At 36.0% G+C, this 19,141-nt stretch carries 20 protein-coding genes; 13 read left to right on the top strand and 7 right to left on the bottom strand.

Going from position 1 to position 19,141, the window contains the following annotated elements; all coding sequences use genetic code 11:
- Nucleotides 1–10 precede the first annotated feature (10 nt).
- The 3 genes from ACH2AZ_RS03525 to ACH2AZ_RS03515 form a co-directional block, all read right to left on the bottom strand.
- Entirely contained in the window at nucleotides 11–502 is a 492-nt protein-coding gene (locus ACH2AZ_RS03525) for a gliding motility lipoprotein GldH (RefSeq protein WP_394906663.1), read from the bottom strand.
- Entirely contained in the window at nucleotides 495–1,691 is a 1,197-nt protein-coding gene (locus ACH2AZ_RS03520; protein WP_394906662.1) for a stage 0 sporulation family protein, read from the bottom strand. Before ACH2AZ_RS03520 ends, ACH2AZ_RS03525 begins: the two co-directional genes overlap by 8 nt.
- A 252-nt stretch (nucleotides 1,692–1,943) precedes the next feature.
- Nucleotides 1,944–2,975 carry a rhodanese-related sulfurtransferase gene (locus ACH2AZ_RS03515; RefSeq protein ID WP_394906661.1) on the bottom strand — a complete coding sequence of 344 codons (1,032 nt, stop codon included), beginning with the start codon at nucleotides 2,973–2,975 and terminating at the stop codon, nucleotides 1,944–1,946.
- Between the two features lie 366 nt (nucleotides 2,976–3,341).
- Here ACH2AZ_RS03515 and recA point away from each other — a divergent pair, with 366 nt between their 5' ends.
- The 4 genes from recA to ACH2AZ_RS03495 all read left to right on the top strand — a co-directional run bounded on the left by recA (nucleotide 3,342) and on the right by ACH2AZ_RS03495 (nucleotide 6,940).
- Nucleotides 3,342–4,355: a recombinase RecA gene (gene recA / locus ACH2AZ_RS03510; RefSeq protein ID WP_147861935.1), complete on the top strand. Its 1,014-nt coding sequence runs from the start codon at nucleotides 3,342–3,344 to the stop codon at nucleotides 4,353–4,355.
- A gap of 154 nt (nucleotides 4,356–4,509) precedes the next feature.
- Entirely contained in the window at nucleotides 4,510–4,935 is a 426-nt protein-coding gene (locus ACH2AZ_RS03505; protein ID WP_379046932.1) for a hypothetical protein, read from the top strand.
- Nucleotides 4,935–5,477 (top strand): RNA polymerase sigma factor, encoded by a 543-nt coding sequence (locus ACH2AZ_RS03500; protein WP_394906660.1) that lies wholly within the window; start codon nucleotides 4,935–4,937, stop codon nucleotides 5,475–5,477. The genes ACH2AZ_RS03505 and ACH2AZ_RS03500 overlap by 1 nt, the downstream gene beginning before the upstream one ends.
- Nucleotides 5,477–6,940 carry a hypothetical protein gene (locus ACH2AZ_RS03495; RefSeq protein ID WP_394906659.1) on the top strand — a complete coding sequence of 488 codons (1,464 nt, stop codon included), beginning with the start codon at nucleotides 5,477–5,479 and terminating at the stop codon, nucleotides 6,938–6,940. Before ACH2AZ_RS03500 ends, ACH2AZ_RS03495 begins: the two co-directional genes overlap by 1 nt.
- On the opposite strand, the gene ACH2AZ_RS03490 is transcribed toward ACH2AZ_RS03495, so the two are convergent.
- Complete coding sequence (locus tag ACH2AZ_RS03490; RefSeq protein WP_394906658.1) at nucleotides 6,937–7,677, bottom strand: lysophospholipid acyltransferase family protein; 741 nt, start codon at nucleotides 7,675–7,677, stop codon at nucleotides 6,937–6,939. The genes ACH2AZ_RS03495 and ACH2AZ_RS03490 overlap by 4 nt on opposite strands.
- 67 nt (nucleotides 7,678–7,744) lie before the next feature.
- Here ACH2AZ_RS03490 and trpS point away from each other — a divergent pair, with 67 nt between their 5' ends.
- Nucleotides 7,745–8,716 carry a tryptophan--tRNA ligase gene (gene trpS / locus ACH2AZ_RS03485; RefSeq protein WP_394906657.1) on the top strand — a complete coding sequence of 324 codons (972 nt, stop codon included), beginning with the start codon at nucleotides 7,745–7,747 and terminating at the stop codon, nucleotides 8,714–8,716.
- A gap of 30 nt (nucleotides 8,717–8,746) precedes the next feature.
- On the opposite strand, the gene dprA is transcribed toward trpS, so the two are convergent.
- Nucleotides 8,747–9,841 (bottom strand): DNA-processing protein DprA, encoded by a 1,095-nt coding sequence (gene dprA, locus ACH2AZ_RS03480; protein ID WP_394906656.1) that lies wholly within the window; start codon nucleotides 9,839–9,841, stop codon nucleotides 8,747–8,749.
- A gap of 100 nt (nucleotides 9,842–9,941) precedes the next feature.
- Between dprA and ACH2AZ_RS03475 the strand changes: the two genes are divergently transcribed.
- The 6 genes from ACH2AZ_RS03475 to ACH2AZ_RS03450 all read left to right on the top strand — a co-directional run bounded on the left by ACH2AZ_RS03475 (nucleotide 9,942) and on the right by ACH2AZ_RS03450 (nucleotide 15,863).
- The gene (locus ACH2AZ_RS03475) at nucleotides 9,942–10,874 is read left to right on the top strand and encodes an SPOR domain-containing protein (protein ID WP_379046949.1); all 933 of its coding nucleotides are present in this window, start codon (nucleotides 9,942–9,944) and stop codon (nucleotides 10,872–10,874) included.
- Nucleotides 10,875–10,918: 44 nt separating this feature from the next.
- A complete protein-coding gene (locus ACH2AZ_RS03470; RefSeq protein WP_147861927.1) occupies nucleotides 10,919–11,431 on the top strand; it encodes an acyl-CoA thioesterase in 513 nt (170 codons plus the stop codon).
- 19 nt (nucleotides 11,432–11,450) lie between these two features.
- Nucleotides 11,451–12,779: an MATE family efflux transporter gene (locus ACH2AZ_RS03465; RefSeq protein ID WP_394906655.1), complete on the top strand. Its 1,329-nt coding sequence runs from the start codon at nucleotides 11,451–11,453 to the stop codon at nucleotides 12,777–12,779.
- Between the two features lie 78 nt (nucleotides 12,780–12,857).
- Nucleotides 12,858–13,976 carry a VWA domain-containing protein gene (locus ACH2AZ_RS03460; RefSeq protein WP_394906654.1) on the top strand — a complete coding sequence of 373 codons (1,119 nt, stop codon included), beginning with the start codon at nucleotides 12,858–12,860 and terminating at the stop codon, nucleotides 13,974–13,976.
- Between the two features lie 179 nt (nucleotides 13,977–14,155).
- Entirely contained in the window at nucleotides 14,156–15,619 is a 1,464-nt protein-coding gene (locus ACH2AZ_RS03455; protein ID WP_394906653.1) for a magnesium chelatase, read from the top strand.
- 73 nt (nucleotides 15,620–15,692) lie between these two features.
- Entirely contained in the window at nucleotides 15,693–15,863 is a 171-nt protein-coding gene (locus ACH2AZ_RS03450; protein WP_379046962.1) for a hypothetical protein, read from the top strand.
- 547 nt (nucleotides 15,864–16,410) lie between these two features.
- Here the strand turns inward: ACH2AZ_RS03450 and ACH2AZ_RS03445 are convergent.
- A complete protein-coding gene (locus ACH2AZ_RS03445; protein ID WP_394906770.1) occupies nucleotides 16,411–17,055 on the bottom strand; it encodes a 2OG-Fe(II) oxygenase in 645 nt (214 codons plus the stop codon).
- A gap of 204 nt (nucleotides 17,056–17,259) precedes the next feature.
- Here ACH2AZ_RS03445 and ACH2AZ_RS03440 point away from each other — a divergent pair, with 204 nt between their 5' ends.
- Together ACH2AZ_RS03440 and ACH2AZ_RS03435 are read left to right on the top strand one after the other, a co-directional pair.
- Nucleotides 17,260–17,712 carry a 6-pyruvoyl trahydropterin synthase family protein gene (locus ACH2AZ_RS03440; protein WP_394906652.1) on the top strand — a complete coding sequence of 151 codons (453 nt, stop codon included), beginning with the start codon at nucleotides 17,260–17,262 and terminating at the stop codon, nucleotides 17,710–17,712.
- Nucleotides 17,713–17,725: 13 nt separating this feature from the next.
- The gene (locus ACH2AZ_RS03435) at nucleotides 17,726–18,175 is read left to right on the top strand and encodes a hypothetical protein (RefSeq protein WP_394906651.1); all 450 of its coding nucleotides are present in this window, start codon (nucleotides 17,726–17,728) and stop codon (nucleotides 18,173–18,175) included.
- On the opposite strand, the gene ACH2AZ_RS03430 is transcribed toward ACH2AZ_RS03435, so the two are convergent.
- Nucleotides 18,167–19,141, bottom strand: a complete 975-nt coding sequence (locus tag ACH2AZ_RS03430) for an ABC transporter ATP-binding protein (RefSeq protein ID WP_394906650.1) — start codon at nucleotides 19,139–19,141, stop codon at nucleotides 18,167–18,169. The genes ACH2AZ_RS03435 and ACH2AZ_RS03430 overlap by 9 nt on opposite strands.

The raw sequence follows: 19,141 nt of genomic DNA, 5'->3' as shown, positions 1-19,141 counted from the left end.
CTATAGATATTTAAGGTGTAACCTGCTCAATGCGCACGCCAATTTCGGTTATTCCCGGCAAGTATTCCAAGGGTTCTATTTCGCCTTGAGCGCGCATAAGTTGTTTAATTTTTAGTGTATATTGACCCTGTTCGGGGAATCTAACTTCTTCTCTCAGCCAAAGCTTACTTTCTTTTAGACTGCCAGTTCCCTGCCCTAATAGTCGACCGTCGGGATGGGCCATCTTATATTCTAAAGTATCTACAATTTCTTTGCCATACGGAAAAGAAATACTAGTTTCTAAAAATAAATTATTGTAAGGGTAATTTTGGTCTGCTCTCAAATTGATAAACAAATTGTAGTTGGTTATAGTGTCAACATTCTTCAGGTGAAATGACATAACAGAATCTTTATGCCAACCAACTTGTGGTAAGGTTTGGTAGGTATCGTAAACTCTATTTTTATCACAAGAAAAAAGGCTTATACCAATAGCGATAAAGAACAATCGCAAAAGATTAGTCATTTTTAGCTGGTTTTTTCTTTTTAAAATTACGGTTATTTTTCTTGGCTTGTGGTTTTCTCTTTCTGTTTTTACGCGGTTTTCTTTTCTGCTGTTTTTTAGGTTTATCAAAGCGGGTTAAACTATCTTGCCCCACAGCATCTTCAAACCTATCTGATGTAGCCTGAGGCTCTTCGCTAACAAATTCTTCTAAGCTGGCAACAGGTTTATTGTTTTTTGCTGCATGAATAATTTCTTTCACTTGATCTGTTTTTAGCTCAAACCAATTCATCCATTCTACTTCGTAAGCATACCATAAAGACCCCTTAAAAATATCTATTTTTTGACAAACTGCCGTTCCTTTTTGGGTTTGTAGCTTAGTGTCCTGTCTAGGAAATTCCTTAAGCGCATCGAGGTAAGCGTCTAATTCATAATTTAAACAACATTTTAACTTACCACATTGTCCTGCGAGTTTTAGTGGATTTAAAGACAGTTGCTGATACCTGGCCGCAGAGGTGGTAACACTTCTAAAGTCTGTTAACCAAGTTGAACAACAAAGTTCTCTACCACAAGAGCCAATACCACCTAACCTCGCGGCCTCTTGTCTAAACCCTATTTGGCGCATTTCTATGCGGGTTCTAAACTCATGAGCAAATTCTTTAATCAATTGTCTAAAATCAACCCTTTCTTCTGCGGTATAATAAAAAGTAGCCTTAGAGGCATCACCTTGAAATTCGACATCGCTAATTTTCATTTTTAAATTTAAGCGTATCGCTATTTCACGCGCACGTACCTTGATGCCCTCTTCTCTTTCTCGAGCTTCTTGCCAAATATCAATGTCTTTTTGCGTTGCTTTTCTGTAAATTTTTAAAACCGAATCATCATCAGGTTTAACCTTCTTCTTTTTCATTTGCACCCTAACCAATTCACCTGTAAGGGTTACCATACCCACATCGTGACCCGGCGATGCCTCTACAGCAACTATATCGCCCATACTTAGGCTAATACGCTCTTGATTTTTAAAAAATTCTTTACGTCCGTTTTTAAACCGGACCTCGACATAAGGAAATTTTTCTTGACCGTTGGGTAAATCCATGTTTGCCAACCAATCAAATACACTTAATTTATTGCAACCATCGGTACCGCAAGTACCGTTATTTTTACACCCTTTTGGCTGTCCGTTTTTTCCTGTAGAACAACTTTCACACCCCATAAACGATTTTTATATATTGAAACGCTAATCTCTTGCCTTTATTCTTTACGGATAAAATCTCGCAAACCAAGCAAGCGCGTTGTAAATTAATATTAAATTATTTTAGGGGATAAATATACTAAAATAAGCTGAGGCAATAGCTTATTAGTCAAAACAGAATTGCTCTAATTTGGATACACTTGACTTACTTCAGCTCAAAAGCTACCCTTAAAAACAAAAAAAACCGACAAATTAGGTTTGTCGGCTTTAATATTATGCTTTAAATTTCAAGACTTCAGATCTGCCCTTTTTAAAAATCTTGTTGCTATTATGCTTTCCTTTTCTCAATGCTTTTTGCTCTTCATAAGGCAAGGCATGAATTTCTTTACATTTATCTGAACAGCAATCGTTCATTTTTTCTGCACAAGATGAGCATTGAATAAAAAGTAAATGGCAAGCTTCATTAGCACAATTTACGTGTGTGTCGCAGGCTGCTCCACATTGGTGACATTTGGCAATAACTTCGTCTGAGATTTTTTCGGCTCGTCTATGATCGAAAACAAAATTTTTACCGATGAATTTATTTTCTAGGTTTTGCTCTTTTACTTGTCTGGCATATTCGATGATTCCTCCTTCTAATTGATATACGTTTTTAAAACCTCGGTGCTTGTAATATGCACTAGCTTTCTCACAGCGAATACCACCGGTACAATACATCACTAGATTTTTCTCTTCCTTAAAATCCTTTAAATCATCCTCAATTATAGGTAATGATTCTCTAAAGGTATCGACATCTGGGGTTATAGCTCCTTGAAAATGCCCTATTTCTGTTTCATAATGATTTCGCATATCTACCAGCACGGTATCGGGATTGCTTATCAACTCATTAAATTTAATTGCATTAACATGCTCACCTTTTTTGGTAACATCAAAAGTTTTATCATCAAGACCATCTGCTAAGATTTTATCACGTACCTTAACTTTTAGCTTTAAAAAAGACTTCATATCTTGTTCTATCGCGATATTTAATCGAATATCTTTAAGGAAATAGATACCATCTAAAAACGCTTTAAATTCATCAAAGCGCTTAGCAGGAACAGAAAGTTGCGCGTTAATTCCTTCGTGGGCTACATAAATTCTGCCCAAGACTTCTTGTTCATCCCAAGCGACAAACAAGTGGTTTCTAAAAAGTTCTGGATTACCGATTTTGGCGTATTGATAGAAAGAGATGGTTAATCGGTCTTCTCCCGCTTCTTCAAGCATGGCTTCTCTTTCTTTCGCACTTAGTTTATTGTACAGTTGCATGCTATACTAATTTTTAAGTTGAACAAAAGTTAAAGCCGCAAAGGTAAACATTTAAATAAAAAAAATACCCGAAACTTCTGTTTGGGGTATTTTTTTGAATGGCTAATTCGTTATTAATAATTTAATTTTAAAAAATTATGTATCATAACGAATCGGTCAACCACCATCTATCTTGGCTCCTCCTACAATTGTAAAGCTATTTTCAGAGCCACGTAAAAAAACGGTTTTTTTATTTGTTTTCACAGTAAATGGTCTTTGGATTAAGATGTAAACTTTTAAAAAAGGTTGCGTTTTAGATTGTAATGATACAAAACTTGTAGTATTTTAGCATCAATTCAAAAAAGAAATAATAGAGTAATCAAGATTATGAGTAAAGACAACGAAAAAGAAGCAAAATTAAAAGCCCTTAAACTTACCTTAGACAAACTTGATAAAACCTACGGCAAGGGCACCGTAATGAAGATGAGCGACCAGGCTGTGCAAGATGTAGATGCTATTTCTTCGGGGTCTTTAGGATTAGACTTAGCTTTGGGTGTTGGCGGATACCCTAGAGGTCGAGTAATTGAAATTTACGGTCCAGAATCTTCTGGTAAAACCACACTAACCTTACATGCCATTGCAGAAGCTCAAAAAGTGGGAGGTATTGCCGCTTTTATCGATGCAGAACATGCTTTTGATAGGTTTTATGCAGAAAAATTAGGTGTAGATATCGAAAACCTAATCATATCGCAACCAGATCACGGAGAGCAAGCTTTAGAGATTGCCGATAATTTAATACGCTCAGGCGCAATTGATATTATTGTTGTTGATTCTGTAGCAGCCCTAACACCTAAAAGTGAGATTGAAGGAGAAATGGGAGATTCTAAAATGGGGCTTCATGCCCGATTGATGTCTCAGGCGCTACGAAAGTTAACCTCAACCATTAGCAAAACCAATTGTACCGTAATTTTTATTAACCAATTACGTGAGAAAATTGGTGTAATGTTCGGAAACCCCGAAACCACAACTGGTGGTAATGCACTTAAGTTTTACGCCTCTGTTCGTTTAGATATAAGAAGATCTACCCAAATTAAAGATAGTAATAGCGAAGTAAAGGGTAACAAGACAAGAGTAAAAGTAGTTAAGAATAAAGTTGCCCCTCCTTTTAAAACAGCCGAATTTGATATTATGTACGGCGAAGGTATTTCTAAAGTAGGTGAAATTATTGACGTGGGTGTAGACTACGAGATTGTTAAAAAGAGTGGTTCCTGGTTCAGTTATGAAGACACCAAATTAGGTCAAGGTAGAGACGCTGTAAAAAACTTATTGAAAGACAATCCTGAATTAATGGAAGAGCTTGAAACAAAAATTACCGATGCCATTAAAATAGCGAAAGGTTAAAACAAAATTTATTGTTTTTTACTTAGACTGTTTGTGTTAAATTTATCTCTTGTTTTATCCTAAAGCTTGAAAAAAATAAATTAACACAAACAGTCTTTTTTGTTTACGCAACCTAAAGACTTTTACTGCATCTAATTAAAAAATACCTATTTCTATGAAAGGCAAATTACGCTATTTAAGCTTTATAATTTTGGCACTACTTGTTTGTACCGCCTGTTTAAATGATGATTTAGACGAAAACGATTTTAATATTGAGCTAGCGCCAGCCATTAGTACAAACTTACCCGATACACTGGTATTTGGAAAGTCTTTCAATATTGAGGTAGAATACCAACCTAAAACCACCTGCCATATGTTTGCTGGCTTTAACTATTATGACGGCAACCAGCAGCAACAACTGGCTGTAATTACATCCTACTCTTCCAACGAGCAGGACTGTCAAACAGAAGATTTAAAAATAGCCACTTTTGAATTTACCCCGCGTAGAACAGATTTCTATAATTTTGAAATTTATAGTGGTGAGTCTGAAGAAGGCAAGGCCTTATTTTTAGAGAAAAAAGTTTTTGTAAAATTAGAATAATGAAAATTCAAAACCTGATACGTCAATGCCAGAAGCAAGACTTAGCGTCTCAGGAACAATTATATCATATCTATAACCAAAAATTATTTAGTGTAGCTTTAAAATACGCCAGAAATTACAAGGAGGCCGAAGACCATTTACAGGATTCTTTTATAACCATTTTTAAAAAGATCCACCAATTTAAATTTAAAGGTTCTTTTGAGGGCTGGATGAAAAGAATTGTAATTAACACTTGCTTACAAGCCTATCGCAAGGAGCCTTTTTTCGAAATTATTAATGAAAATCAAATAAAGCAAACCGAAGAAGAGATAGAAGACCAGGATCTTCCGCTTGATTTCTTACTTAAAATTGTACAAGAACTCCCCAATCGCTACCGGTTAGTGTTTAACTTGTATGCCCTCGACGGCTATTCACATAAAGAAATTGCAGAATTACTTCACATAAGTGATGGCACTTCAAAATCTAATCTGGCTCGAGCCCGACAAATTTTAAAACAAAAGGTAGAAGCTTATCAAACCTTAAATAACCAAAAATCTGTATAATGAAAGATAAAAAACATATAGATAGATTGTTTCAAGAGAAGTTTAAAGACTTTGAAGCTGCTCCCTCAAGTCAGGTTTGGGAAAACATCGAAATGGAGTTAAAACCTAAAAAGAAAAAAAGAGCAGCTTTATTTTGGTGGCGCTTAGGCGGATTAGCAGCTGTACTAATAATTGCATTCCTAGCAGGAAATTGGTTTTTTAACACTCAAAATCAACTATATAATAACCCTCCTTCTCAAGTTGAAATAAGCGAACCCAAGCTAACGGATAAACCAGAAGAAAATCTATTAACATCAGAGGAGAAAGAGTTAGAATTCAACAATACGACGACCCCTTTCGATAGCCAAAAAAACACAAGAGAAGAAAAAACAGTTAAAAAGGAAAAACGAAGTAACCGGCACGAGCAAAAATTCGTGAAGTTTAAGCAAAAGGAGTACCTAACCCAATCAGCCTTCTCAGCTGCTCAACCAAAGAGCAATAAACAAATCGGTAACCAAGATGATAATCAAAAACAATTAAAAGTTTCGCCTAAAATGCAGGTGAAAAACAATGCTATTGCTACCACCAATTCAACAATCAATGATTTCATTTCTAAAAATAATAACACATCTAAAAAGCAAGAACCTAAAGAGATTTTAAACCTAGTAGAAAGTAGCGCCTTCAATCCTCTTGAAAAAGGTATAGAAAAGGCAAATGCCTTAACGGAAAAAGCAAAAGAACAGAAGGATACACCTAACAAAACTGAAGATTTTGTAGCTCAAAACCGTTGGTCTGTCACCCCTCAAATGAGTCCGATTTACTTTGGTAATTTAAACGCCAAAGGAAATCCTATTGACGCTCGATTTGCGAGCAATGAGAATGATGGAGCCATCAGTATGAATTATGGTATTCAAGTTGGTTATCAAATTAGTACTAACTTTAAAATCAGAAGCGGTGTAAATCGTATAGTTGTTGGAAACAAGACTAAGGAAATTGGTTTTACGGCAAGCGCCGAAAATGTAACAACTTTACGTAATGTAAACACCACTTCTACTGCAATGAATCTAAAAGTAGTACCCAATCCGGAACAGATGAAGGGGGCGCAAGGTTTTAGCGATTATATAGCCGGAAATATTCAACAGCAAATGGGCTTTATTGAAATACCGTTAGAATTAGAGTATACCTTGTTACAACGTAAAATAAATATTCATTTAATTGGTGGGGCAAGTACACTTTTATTAAATAAAAATGAGGTGGCTATTAATAGTGAGTTAGGCAATGTTAACCTTGGAGAAGCAAACAACTTAAACAATGTAAGCTTTACCACCAACGTAGGGGTTGGATTGGGGTATAATTTTAGTGAAAAAATGCGTTTTCAATTAGAACCTACCTTTAAATACCAACTCAACACCTATACTGGTAACACCGCCGGTTACTCTCCCTTTCTATTTGGATTGTATACCGGTATCAATTGGAAATTTTAAGCCTTATCTGCAGTCAACTTGTTTAAGATGGCCTTCCTCACCTGTTGCTTTAAGATTGTCTTTTCTTCAGTTTTTAAACCTTGCGTAGAAAAGAATGGTAATATCTCTGCACGTAGTTTTCCGGGTTTACCCTTGAAAAAACTATAAGGAAATCGTTTTTTGTTATCATAAAAAACCAGAGGCACCACAGCGATCTGGTGTTCTATCGCCAGCCGAAAAGCGCCATCTTTAAAGCTATCTAGCACCAAGTTTAAATCATCTGGTACGCCGCCTTCGGGAAAAATACATATACTATTTCCTTGTTTCAATCTGCGTTGCGCCGAATCATACACTTGCTTTCTACTTTTTATATTACTTCGATCAACCAATATGCACGTGCGTTTGTAAAAAAATCCGAAAAGGGGGAATTTAGCCAATTCTTTCTTGCCCACAAATACAAATGGATTTTTAATCACTGCAAGCATTAACATGATGTCAAGCATAGAAGTGTGGTTAGCCACAAACATATAACTCGTATCTTTTTGAGGCACTTGTAGGCACTTTATTTCTGGGTAAAACCCCATACCATATAAAATGAATAAAGCCCACCAACGGGCAAGCATAAAAAATTGTTTATAATAATGTTCTGATGCCGTAAACAGAAGTAGAAATGGTAATAAAACTACAATGGGTATTAGCACCAATAAATAAAACCAAATACGCCATAATAAAATGGCTAGCTTGCTAAAAATTCTCATAGCTCAAAAATATAAAAAAGCCAAGACCAAATTCTATAAAAAAAGTACCTTTACAAAAATTTTTATTATGTCTAGAATACTTACCGGGGTTCAAAGTACAGGAACGCCGCATTTAGGAAATTTATTAGGAGCTATTATTCCTGCGATTGAAATGGCTAATGATGACAAAAATGAGTCTTTTTTATTTATAGCAAACCTGCATACACTTACGCAAATTAAAGACCCTAGTATTTTAAAAGAAAACACCTATGCTGTGGCAGCCGCTTGGCTAGCTTTTGGCCTAGACACTTCAAAAACAGTTTTTTACAGACAAAGCGACATTCCACAAACTACAGAATTAACCTGGTATTTGAGTTGCTTTTTTCCTTATCAGCGGCTTACCTTGGCTCATTCTTTTAAAGATAAAGCCGACCGATTAGCCGATGTTAATTCGGGTTTATTCACCTATCCAATGCTAATGGCTGCAGATATTCTACTCTACGATGCCGAACTAGTACCAGTAGGCAAGGATCAATTGCAACATATAGAGATGACGCGAGACGTTGCCTCTCGCTTTCACGCTCAAATGGGAGATACTTTTGTACTTCCTGAGGCAAAAATTGAAGAGCAGACCAAGTATATTCCTGGTACAGATGGTGAAAAGATGAGCAAATCTCGCAACAATTACATCAATTTATTTGAAACAGATAAGGTTCTAAAAAAGCAAGTTATGGGTATTGCTACCGATAGCACTCCACTGGAGAGCCCTAAAGACCCAGATTCTTGCAATGTTTTTAACTTGTATAAGCTCTTAGCTAATGATGATGAAATTGCCACAATGCGAGAAAATTACTTGGCTGGAGGATATGGATACGGCCACGCTAAAAAAGAACTTTATCAATTACTCCTTGATAAATATGCCGACCAACGCGCCAAATTTGCTTATTATATGAATAATACCGACGAGCTTGACACTATATTAGAGGAAGGAGCCAAAAAGGCCGAGAAAGTTGCCAACGAGGTTTTAAATAGGGTACGCAAAAAATTAGGTTACCTTTAGAAAAAATAATCCGCCCTCGAGCGGATTTTTTTATATCACCTCGAATAATTTACCTGGTAAGGGCCGTAAAACGCCTTTAAGCTCTAGATTTAGTAAAATAGGATTGAGTTTAAAAGTAGGTAATTCACAATTTAAGGCAAGATTGTCAACCTCTGCTTTCCCCATGCTTTTGAGTGTTTCATAAACCAGCTTCTCCTCGCCTTCTAAATCTACAAACAATTGGGTTTGGATAGGTTTTTCTTTGACATCCCAGTTTAATTGATAAATTAAATCTTCTACGCCTGTGAGAAGCCTAGCTTGATGAGTTTTTATAAGTTTATTGCATCCAATACTCATACTATCGGTAGTACGACCAGGCACAGCGAATACCTCTCGGTTATACGAATTAGCAATTTCTGCCGTAATTAATGACCCCCCTTTTTCTGCGCTTTCAATAACAATTGTAGCTTCGCTAAGTCCCGCAATAATACGGTTACGCCGGATAAAATTTTTACGATCAAAATTAGCATTGCTCCAAAAATCAGTAAAAAAACCTCCATGCTTTAGGATATCAGGCATATAACAAGAGTGTGTTTTGGGGTAAATAGTGTCTAAACCATGTGCCAAGCAGGCAATAGTCTGCAAATTATTTTTTACTGCCGCTTTGTGGGCAGCAATATCTACACCATAAGCAAACCCTGATACAATTACGGGGTTAAGCGGCTTTAAGGCTTCTAATAAAGATTCACAAAATGCAATTCCGTGATTGGTCACCTGCCGTGTACCTACAATACTTAACATGCGTTTGTTATTTATATTAAAATCTCCTTGAGTAAACAATAAAATGGGAGAATCTACACAATGTTTAAGCAAACTAGGATAATCATCATCTTCAAAATAAATAGGCTTGATATTATTTTTACGGATAAATTGGAGTTCTTCTTCGGCTCGACTTAAAGTTTCCCCTTCGAGAATGGCTTCTACCCGAAAATCGCCAAAACCATCTAAGCTTTCGAAATCTTTTCGACTAGCCTTAAAAATAGCTTCTGGTTTACCGAAGATTTTTAAAAGTTTTTTAGCTAAGATATCTCCAATCCCATTTACTCTTTGCAAAGCCAGCGTATAAAGTAATTCGTTTTCTGTCATTCTACTGAAAATTAATACCTTAAAAATAAGCAAAAAGAATTGTTAATAAAATTAGCTTCATCTTTTTTTAAAACTAATAAAATCTATTAAATTTGTTAATATGAGTTTAGACCAACAAATAAAAGATTTATTATACCGGCACGATTGCGTGATTATTCCTGGTTTTGGCGGTATATTGGCTCAACGCCAATCGGCTAAAATTCATGAAAGCACCCAAAATATAGCCCCCCCATATAAAAAGATATCGTTTAATGCTCAGCTCAAGCAAGACGATGGTTTGCTGGTTAATTATATAGCTAAAGTTTCAAATCTTTCCTACGAAGAAGCAAAAGCAAAGGTTAATCGTGAAGTCAACGACTTAATAAATAGCTTAGAAAAGTACGATGAAGTTTGCTTTGGTAGTTTAGGGAATTTTAAATTAGATCAAAATAAAGTATTATTTGAAGCTAATCCTACCATCAACCTGCTTACAGAAGCTTTTGGTTTAACTACAACCCAGTTACCCGGAAGTCGAAAACCAGCCGTTATAAACTTACCCGAAGAATCCAAGCAAGAGAAAGAAAAAACGCTCCAACCAAAAGAGTCGAAATTTCCCTTTCTGCGTGTTGCCTCGGCGAGTATCATTTTTTTAGGTATTGCGGGATTTTTAGGCTATCAACAACTCAAGCAAGAAGTTAACAATCATAATTTAGCAGCGCAAGAAGCGGCTAACCAAAAAGTAGAGCAGAAAATTCAAGAAGCTACTTTTGCGTTAAGCAATCCATTACCTGAGATTGTTTATAAGGTGAAGCAAGCTCCTAGAGGTAACTACCATATTGTTGCAGGAGCATTTAGAGAAAAAGAGAATGCAAGTAAAAAAACCCAACAACTTCGCACTTTAGGTTTTCCTGCTAGAGAGATAGGTAAAAACCAATACGGTCTTCACCAGGTTATATATGCCAGTTATCAAAATCGTTCCGAAGCACTTAAGGCTTTAAAAACTATACAAACCACTAAGGAAGAGGGTGCTTGGTTATTGGTAAAAGCACTTTAATCTTCATTTTATAAGAATAGCTTATCTTTGCTGAAAAAATTTGAATGAAGGCGAAGACCCCAAGTGAATCACACACTATTTTATCTGATTTAGTTTTACCAGGAGAGACCAACCCGTTGAACAATCTGTTTGGAGGAGAACTACTGGCTCGTATGGATCGTGCTGCCAGTATAGCCGCTCGTAGACATAGCCGAAGAATTGTGGTAACCGTTTCTGTTAATCACGTGGCGTTTAAAAAAGCTGTACCCTTGGGTAGTGTGGTAACCATAGAAGCTAAAGTATCACGTGCTTTTAAAAGTTCTATGGAAATTGTAATTGACGTATGGATTGAAGATCGCGAAAGCGGAAACCGCACTAAGGCCAATGATGCAATATATACGTTTGTAGCGGTAGATGATATGGGAATTCCCGTAAGTGTACCACCCATAAAACCTGAGACAGACGAAGAAAAAATGCATTACGATGCTGCTTTAAGAAGACGTCAATTGAGTTTAGTTTTGGCCAAAAAAATGAAGCCGGAAGAGGCAACCGAACTTAAAGCACTTTTCACCAGTTAACAGCTAAAATAAATAGGTTTTGGGTCATAAAATTTCTTTCAAAGAAATTAACCAAATTGCTATTCCTGCGATTATCGCAGGAATAGCCGAACCCCTTATTTCCTTAACCGATATTGCCGTAATTGGGAATGTACAAAATAATTCGGTTGAAGCCTTGGCAGCCGCTGGAATTGTAGGTAGTTTCTTATCGGCTATCATTTGGATTGTAGCACAAACCAAAACCGCTATTTCGGCCATAGTTTCACAACACTTAGGTGCCAATAGGCTACACGCAGTAAAAACTTTAGTGCCACAGGCTATTTTTTTAAATTTCATTTTAAGTTTATTTATATACGCTCTCACTGCCTACTTTGCCAGAGCTATTTTTAGCGCATACAATGCCGAAGGACTTATCTTAAATTATGCGCAGGAGTATTATACTATAAGGGCACTAGGCTATCCGCTTACGCTTGTTACATTTGCTATTTTTGGTGTTTTTCGTGGTTTACAAAACACGCTATGGGCAATGAAATGTAGTTTGCTAGGTGCTGTGGTAAATGTAGGTTTAGATTTCGCATTAGTATATGGAGTTGAGGGCCTTATTAACCCTATGCATTTAGCCGGAGCCGCCTATGCCAGTGTAATTGCTCAAGCTTGCATGTTAGCGCTAGCACTTTATTATTTTTTTAAAAAAACTCCTTTTCATCTTAAATTAAGTTTTAGACTCAACCCAAGATTAAAACCACTTTTAAGCATGGCTGCCAATTTATTTGTGCGCACTGCAGCTCTTAATTTTGCTATTTATTTAGCCAATGCGTATGCCACAGGCTACGGTAAAAACTATATTGCAGCGCAAAGTATTCTTATGAATATCTGGTTGTTCTTCTCGTTTTTTATAGACGGCTATGCCAATGCAGGAAACGCAATAAGTGGTAGATTGCTAGGCGCAAGAGATTACCAAAAATTATGGCATCTAAGTAAAGATATTAGCAAATATGCCCTAATAATCGCCTTATTATTAATGGGGGTTTGTGCCATTTTCTATAATGAAATCGGATTGCTTTTCAATAAAGATACTAAAGTGCTGGCGTTGTTTGCCAGTGTTTTTTGGATGGTTTTACTAATGCAACCTGTAAACGCTTTGGCTTTTATGTTTGACGGTATTTTTAAAGGCCTGGGCGAAGCAAAGTATTTACGCAATGTTCTTTTAATTGCTACTTTTTTAGGTTTCACCCCTGCCCTATTACTGGCAGATTATTTCGGTTTAAAACTCTATGCGGTATGGATTGGCTTTTTTGTCTGGATGCTCATTCGTAGTAGCGCTCTCATCATTCGTTTTAGGCAAAAATACCTTAAACAAAGCCTCTAAAACTTCACAAGGCTTTAACAGCTGTCTTAAGAAAATTCTCCGCAATTTCTCGTATTTTTAAGCAACAGAAGAATACGTATGCAGTTACATAAAAAAGGCTTTATTTTTAAAACTTACGAGCCAAAACATACTACCCCATTTGAGCGTCTTTTTGAAATTTTTAAAGAAGTGATAACTCATACTTCTGGAGATTTTGATGAGGCCATTGATTGGATGCGAGAACTGGATAAAGAATACCTACTCACCACGGCAGATTACACTCTGGATGATTTTATTGCCGATTTACTGAAAAAAGGATATATACAAGAACGATTAACGCCAGATGGGACAGGTAAACAAATAAATATTACTTCAAAAACAGAACAAGCTTTAAGACAACGCGCTTTGAATCAAATCTTCGGTAAAATGCGTAAAAGCGCAAGCGGGAATCACAAAACTAAATTTAAAGGAAATTCAAATGAAAAAACAGGAGAATTCAGGGCTTACCAATATGGCGATGCGCTAGATAAAATATCAATAACCGAAAGTTTAAAAAATGCGCAGATAAATCATGGTTTAAACAATTTTAATTTAACCGAAAATGATTTGGTGGTTGAAGACAGTCAATTCAAATCTCAAATGAGTACTGTATTGATGATAGACATTAGCCATAGCATGATTTTGTATGGTGAAGACCGTATTACGCCTGCAAAAAAGGTAGCCATGGCCTTGGCTGAATTGATTATTACGCGCTACCCCAAAGACAGCCTAGATGTGATTGTATTTGGTAACGATGCTTGGCCTATAAAAATCAAAGATCTTCCCTATTTACAAGTAGGGCCATTTCATACCAACACCGTAGCCGGCGTACAATTGGCTATGGATATTTTACGCCGAAAGAAAAATGCCAACAAACAAATTTTTATGATTACAGACGGTAAACCAAGTTGTTTGCGGTTACCCGATGGTAACTATTACAAAAATTCGATGGGTCTTGATGAGCGCATTACTCAGAAATGCTACAATATGGCCGCTCAAGCCCGTAAATTAAATATACCCATTACCACGTTTATGATTGCTAGCGACCCTTATTTAATAGAATTTATAAAACAATTTACTGCTTCAAACCAAGGCAAAGCATTTTATACAGGATTAGATAACTTAGGCGAAATGATTTTTGAAGATTATGAAACCAACAGGAAAAGAAGATTGCGTTGATATTGCGTTCTAGACGGATTTTAAAGTTAAAACTAACCATCTTTTTACTATAAAATTGCGCCAGGAATTGAGCAACTGTTGGAGCTCTTTTTGGTGGCGACAGCAAAAAAGCGACTTGCGAAAGCCCGGCCCTTTTGGGGGCGCCCAAACAAGATAAATAAATTAGAAAATAGTAACTTATGAACCCACACTCAATAAAAACCCTAGGAGACTTAAAAGCGGCTAACTATAAATCTAAATCGATTAAGACCGAACTTCGCGATAATTTAATTCGTAAAATAAAGGCGGGAGAGCAGGTATTCACAGGAATTTTTGGTTATGAACATACGGTGATACCTGAACTAGAAAGAGCAATTTTATCTAAACATAATATCAATTTACTTGGTTTACGTGGTCAAGCTAAAACACGTTTGGCGCGAATGATGGTAAAACTTTTAGATGAATATATTCCCGTAATTGAAGGTTCTGAAATCAATGACGACCCTTTAAACCCTATATCTAGATACGGAAAAGAAAAGATAGCCGAACATGGTGATCAAACTCCGATTTCTTGGTTGCATAGAGAAAATCGTTTTGCAGAAAAATTAGCCACTCCAGATGTTAGTGTGGCCGATTTGATTGGTGATATAGACCCAATAAAGGCAGCAAATCTAAAATTAAGTTATGCAGATGACCGAGTGATTCATTTTGGTATGATACCCCGCGCGCATCGTTGTATTTTTGTAATAAATGAGCTACCCGATTTACAAGCCCGAATTCAAGTGGCTCTTTTTAATATTTTACAAGAAGGCGATATACAAATACGCGGTTTCAAACTCAGATTACCACTAGATTTACAGTTTATTTTTACGGCCAATCCAGAAGATTATACTAATAGGGGAAGTATTGTTACTCCGCTTAAAGATCGCATAGGCTCACAAATTCTAACACATTATCCGCAAAACATAACTATAGCAAAACAAATTACAAAGCAAGAGAGCGGTATCGAAGAGGGCCTAGACGCTGCCATTTATATACCAGAATTGGCTCGCGATCTTATTGAACAAATTGGTTTTGAAGCACGCAAAAGTGAGTATGTTGATGCAAAGAGTGGTGTAAGTGCCCGTATGAGTATTACGGCATTTCAAAATTTAATAAGTACAGCAGAGCGGCGTATGTTGTTGAATGATGAAAATAAAACCAGTTTGCGTTTTGCCGATTTTATGGGTATTATTCCTGCTCTTACCGGTAAAGTAGAGTTGCAATATGAGGGTGAACAAGAAGGGCCAAATTTTGTCGCTAAACACCTTATTGAAAATGCAGTTAAAAGTATTTATCCTAAACTATTGCCTGAGATTAAAAAACTTAAAAAACAAGAGGAAGCTAGCCCCTATGATGAGGTGATTGCTTGGTTTGCAACGAATGATGGGATTCACTTAGATGAAGATTTTGGGGAGCAAGAATATCTGCAGACCTTAACTCAAATAAAACCATTGGTAAATCTGGTGCAAAAGTGCTTGCCAGAACTTAAAGAGAAAGATCTAGCTTTTACACTTGAGTTAGCTTTATGGGGTCTTACCGCTTTTAATATGCTGAGCAAGCATCAATATAACAACGGCACTCAGTTTCAAGATTTATATAGCAGTTACCTTAGCGGATTGTAATGCTAAAATAAATCAAAAGCAGTCTTGGCTTTTGGCTAGTTGAATAAATTAAAGTATCTTTTTTTAAAAAATTATGTTTTTACTGCAACAAACTTTTACCCCAAACCAAGAAAACACAGGCACTCAACAGCAATTTGGCTGGTATAGCTTAACCGACTTTATAACGGCAAATTGGTTGTATATCATTGCTCTTGTATTTATTGTAGGTTTGTTTATTTATGTGAATAAGAAAAATAAAAAGTAATTAAGTAAAGCCACTTTTGTTTTAATTACAACGCATTTATATCTTTTGGCCTTGAGCCTTGTATTAGCATTGGGAAGCTTTGGCTTGTTCTCAAGACACCCTAGTAGATTCATAAATTCATCAGAACTAAAAAACTTGTAGCGCATTAATTTTAGAGAATCGCTAAATGGTTTTAGCTTTATAGAACCCCACAAAAGACAATATGTTTCTAAAGCAGAATTAGTCACCATTATTTTAGAAAAATCGAATCAAATACGCTTTTTTCTTCAGTTCAAAAACAACCAAGACCTTATAAAACCTATTAAGGGAGTAGGTGTTTAATACTGTAGAGGGCGCACCACCTGTTATATACCCTTATCTTTCTGGCTCTAATTCGGTAAACACGAGTTACAGTAAATCGTTTATATAAGATACCCTAGAAGAGATTGCCGATGATTTTGGTAGTAATAATAGAAACATCATTAAACACAATATTTCTGCTAGAGGTATTAAAATTTGCCTCGAATCTTAAATCTCAATGGTTGTCATTTTTAGACAGCCTATTTTTTTATCTTGTCTTTAGCCATCCGGTAATACTCAGTCGTTTATCATGAGTTACTTCTTTCACTTCATGTTCTAAAACTTGACTTTCAAAAACAACTATTCTACCTGGTTTTGGTACCACACTTACCTCTCCATTTGGCGTATAAATAATCAATTCGCCACCGTTTTCGGATTTCCAAGTGCTATCATTTAAATAGGATACTACAGATAGTTTACGGCGTTGGTCATTCATGAAAGTATCTAAATGCCTTTGGTAATAAGTTCCTTTAGGGTAAACTGCAAAATGAAACTCTTTATGCAGTATGCCTAAAAAGCACGTTTTATTTAAGTAGTGCACCAGATTATTAATTTTATTAAAAAATACCTGCTCGGCTTGATGAGAAGTTTGGGCTTCATCTATCCATAAAATAAAATCGCCACGTATTTCTCTTTCAATCAATTCATTGGTTTTATTACCAATGGCAGATTTTTTAAACTGTTCTTGATCATAAAGCTCCAGTAATCTTTTGCGTAAGGTATTTACTTCACTTTGGTTAAAAAACCCATCTACAATACTATATTGCTGCGCTACAAGATTGGCAATAACTTCTTCAAATAGGGGGTTCTCTTGAAAATCCAGCTGCTCAAATAATTCGGTTGTATTCAATATTTCAATTCTAAAAAAAGCCTAACAAAAATAGATTATTCTTTCCTTAGTTGCATCCTACTAAAACATTTTTTTCGCTTTTAAATTGTAACTTTGTCCGAAAATCAAACAAATGGATATTTTACAATTTTTGAGCGGTAATGGCCTTTTTGTCATTTTAGGATTGGTTCTTATTGGTGTGGTTTTGTATAATAAATTTAAAAAGTAATGAGTAAAATAAGAATTACCAAGCAATTTAATTTTGAGACTGGGCACGCGCTTTACGGATATGATGGAAAGTGCAAAAATGTGCACGGTCATAGCTATAAACTGAATGTGACTGTAATTGGCACCCCTATTCACGATAGCAATCACGTGAAAAACGGTATGGTGATTGACTTTGGGGACCTAAAAAAAATAGTAAAAGAAGAGATTGTAGATCAATTTGATCATGCTACTGTACTCAATAAAAACACTCCACATATTGAGCTGGCCGAAGAATTAATGAAACGGGATCATAACGTTATTTTAGTAAATTACCAGCCTACTAGCGAAAAAATGATCACCGATTTTGCCGATAAAATTAAAGCTAGACTTCCTAAAAATATTGAGCTTTTTAGTTTGAGATTGCAAGAAACAGAAACCAGTTTTGCTGAATGGTTTGCTAGTGACCAAGATTAAGGCTATTTATTAAATGTTAAGTAAAATCGAATTTATTGAACTTTGTGAAAATCAGCTAGAGCAGCATATCAATCTGCTCCAAAATGAAATAGAAAGTCTACAAAGCGATATGGCGGGAGAATCAAAATCTTCTGCAGGCGACAAGTTTGAGACTAGCAGAGAAATGTTTTCGGCTCGGCTAAATCAATTAGAAATCAGTCGTAACCATTTTTTGCAGCAACGTACACAGCTAAAGCGCTTAAAAACACAGCAAACTTCAACGGTAGTCGCTTGGGGTAGTTATATAAAAACAGAAAAAGCTAGCTTTTTAATTGGCATACCTTTATCTATTCCAAAACTCGAAAAGAAAGGCATTTATTCCATCGGATTGCAGTCACCTCTTGCTCAAGCCTTTCTGGGCAAAAAACAGAATGACAAAATACAATATGCTAAGGTTACTTACTGCATTATAGAATTAGATTAGTCTTGATTCTAGTAAATCGTCTTTAAGTTCTAACCAGCCTTTTTCTCCTCTTTGCAATTGTTTTGGTGTTTCAAAGAATATAATTTCATCTTGATGTCTAGCTTGGTTTAAAAAATGCGTCCCTTGATAAAAAGACTGCTCTATTTGTACTGCAACTCCATTCTTTTGCTTTTGACGGTGCCACTTCAATTCAAAAGGATACACTAAAAAAGTACCCTTAAAAGCGTCATTAAACCACGAGGCTGGTAATTCATTTACCTCATAAAATAAGGCCGCCACAGCTTTGCTTCCCGGATTTTCGAATAATATCTTAGGATTTCCTTGAGCGATTGTTTTACCATTCTCTAATACCAAGACCTCATCAGCGAAAGCTAACATATCATCCCGATCATGGGTGGCAAAAATACAGGCAATATTCTCTTTTTTAAGGTATTTAAATATATTCCTTCTTAAAGTATTCTTCTTAAAATTGTCTATAAAGTTAAATGGCTCATCGAGCAATAATAATTGAGGTGCTTTGGCTAAAACTTGGGCAAGAGCTACTCGTTGACGCTGGCCACCACTTAGATTTTTCACTTGAGTATTAGCAAATTCTTCTAAACCTATTACCTTTAACAATTCAAGACAACGCCGCTCGTTTTCTTCTGGATGCTGTCTGCTCAAATGCTCTTTTATATTTTCTGAAACGCTCGTATAGGGCATAACATTATCATAATGAGCCAAATACTTCATCTGCGGGTGACCAGGCACCAAATTATAAGCTGGCCCTAAAACGCGTTCAGCTTTAAAATAAATGCTCCCTTGCTGTAAATCGAATAAGCCATATATACATTTTAATAGTGTGCTCTTCCCACAACCACTAGAACCAATTATGGCTAAATGCCGACTGGATTGTAGGTTAAAACTAATATTTTGTATTCCTAAATTACTTTGATGTAAATAACTGATTTGATGTATCTGAAGCAT

This window comes from uncultured Mesonia sp. (assembly GCA_947499595.1).
Taxonomy (GTDB): Bacteria; Bacteroidota; Bacteroidia; order Flavobacteriales; family Flavobacteriaceae; genus Mesonia; species Mesonia sediminis.
The sequence above is the reverse complement of the archived record's forward strand: the minus strand, read 5'-3'. Positions and strand labels throughout refer to the sequence as shown.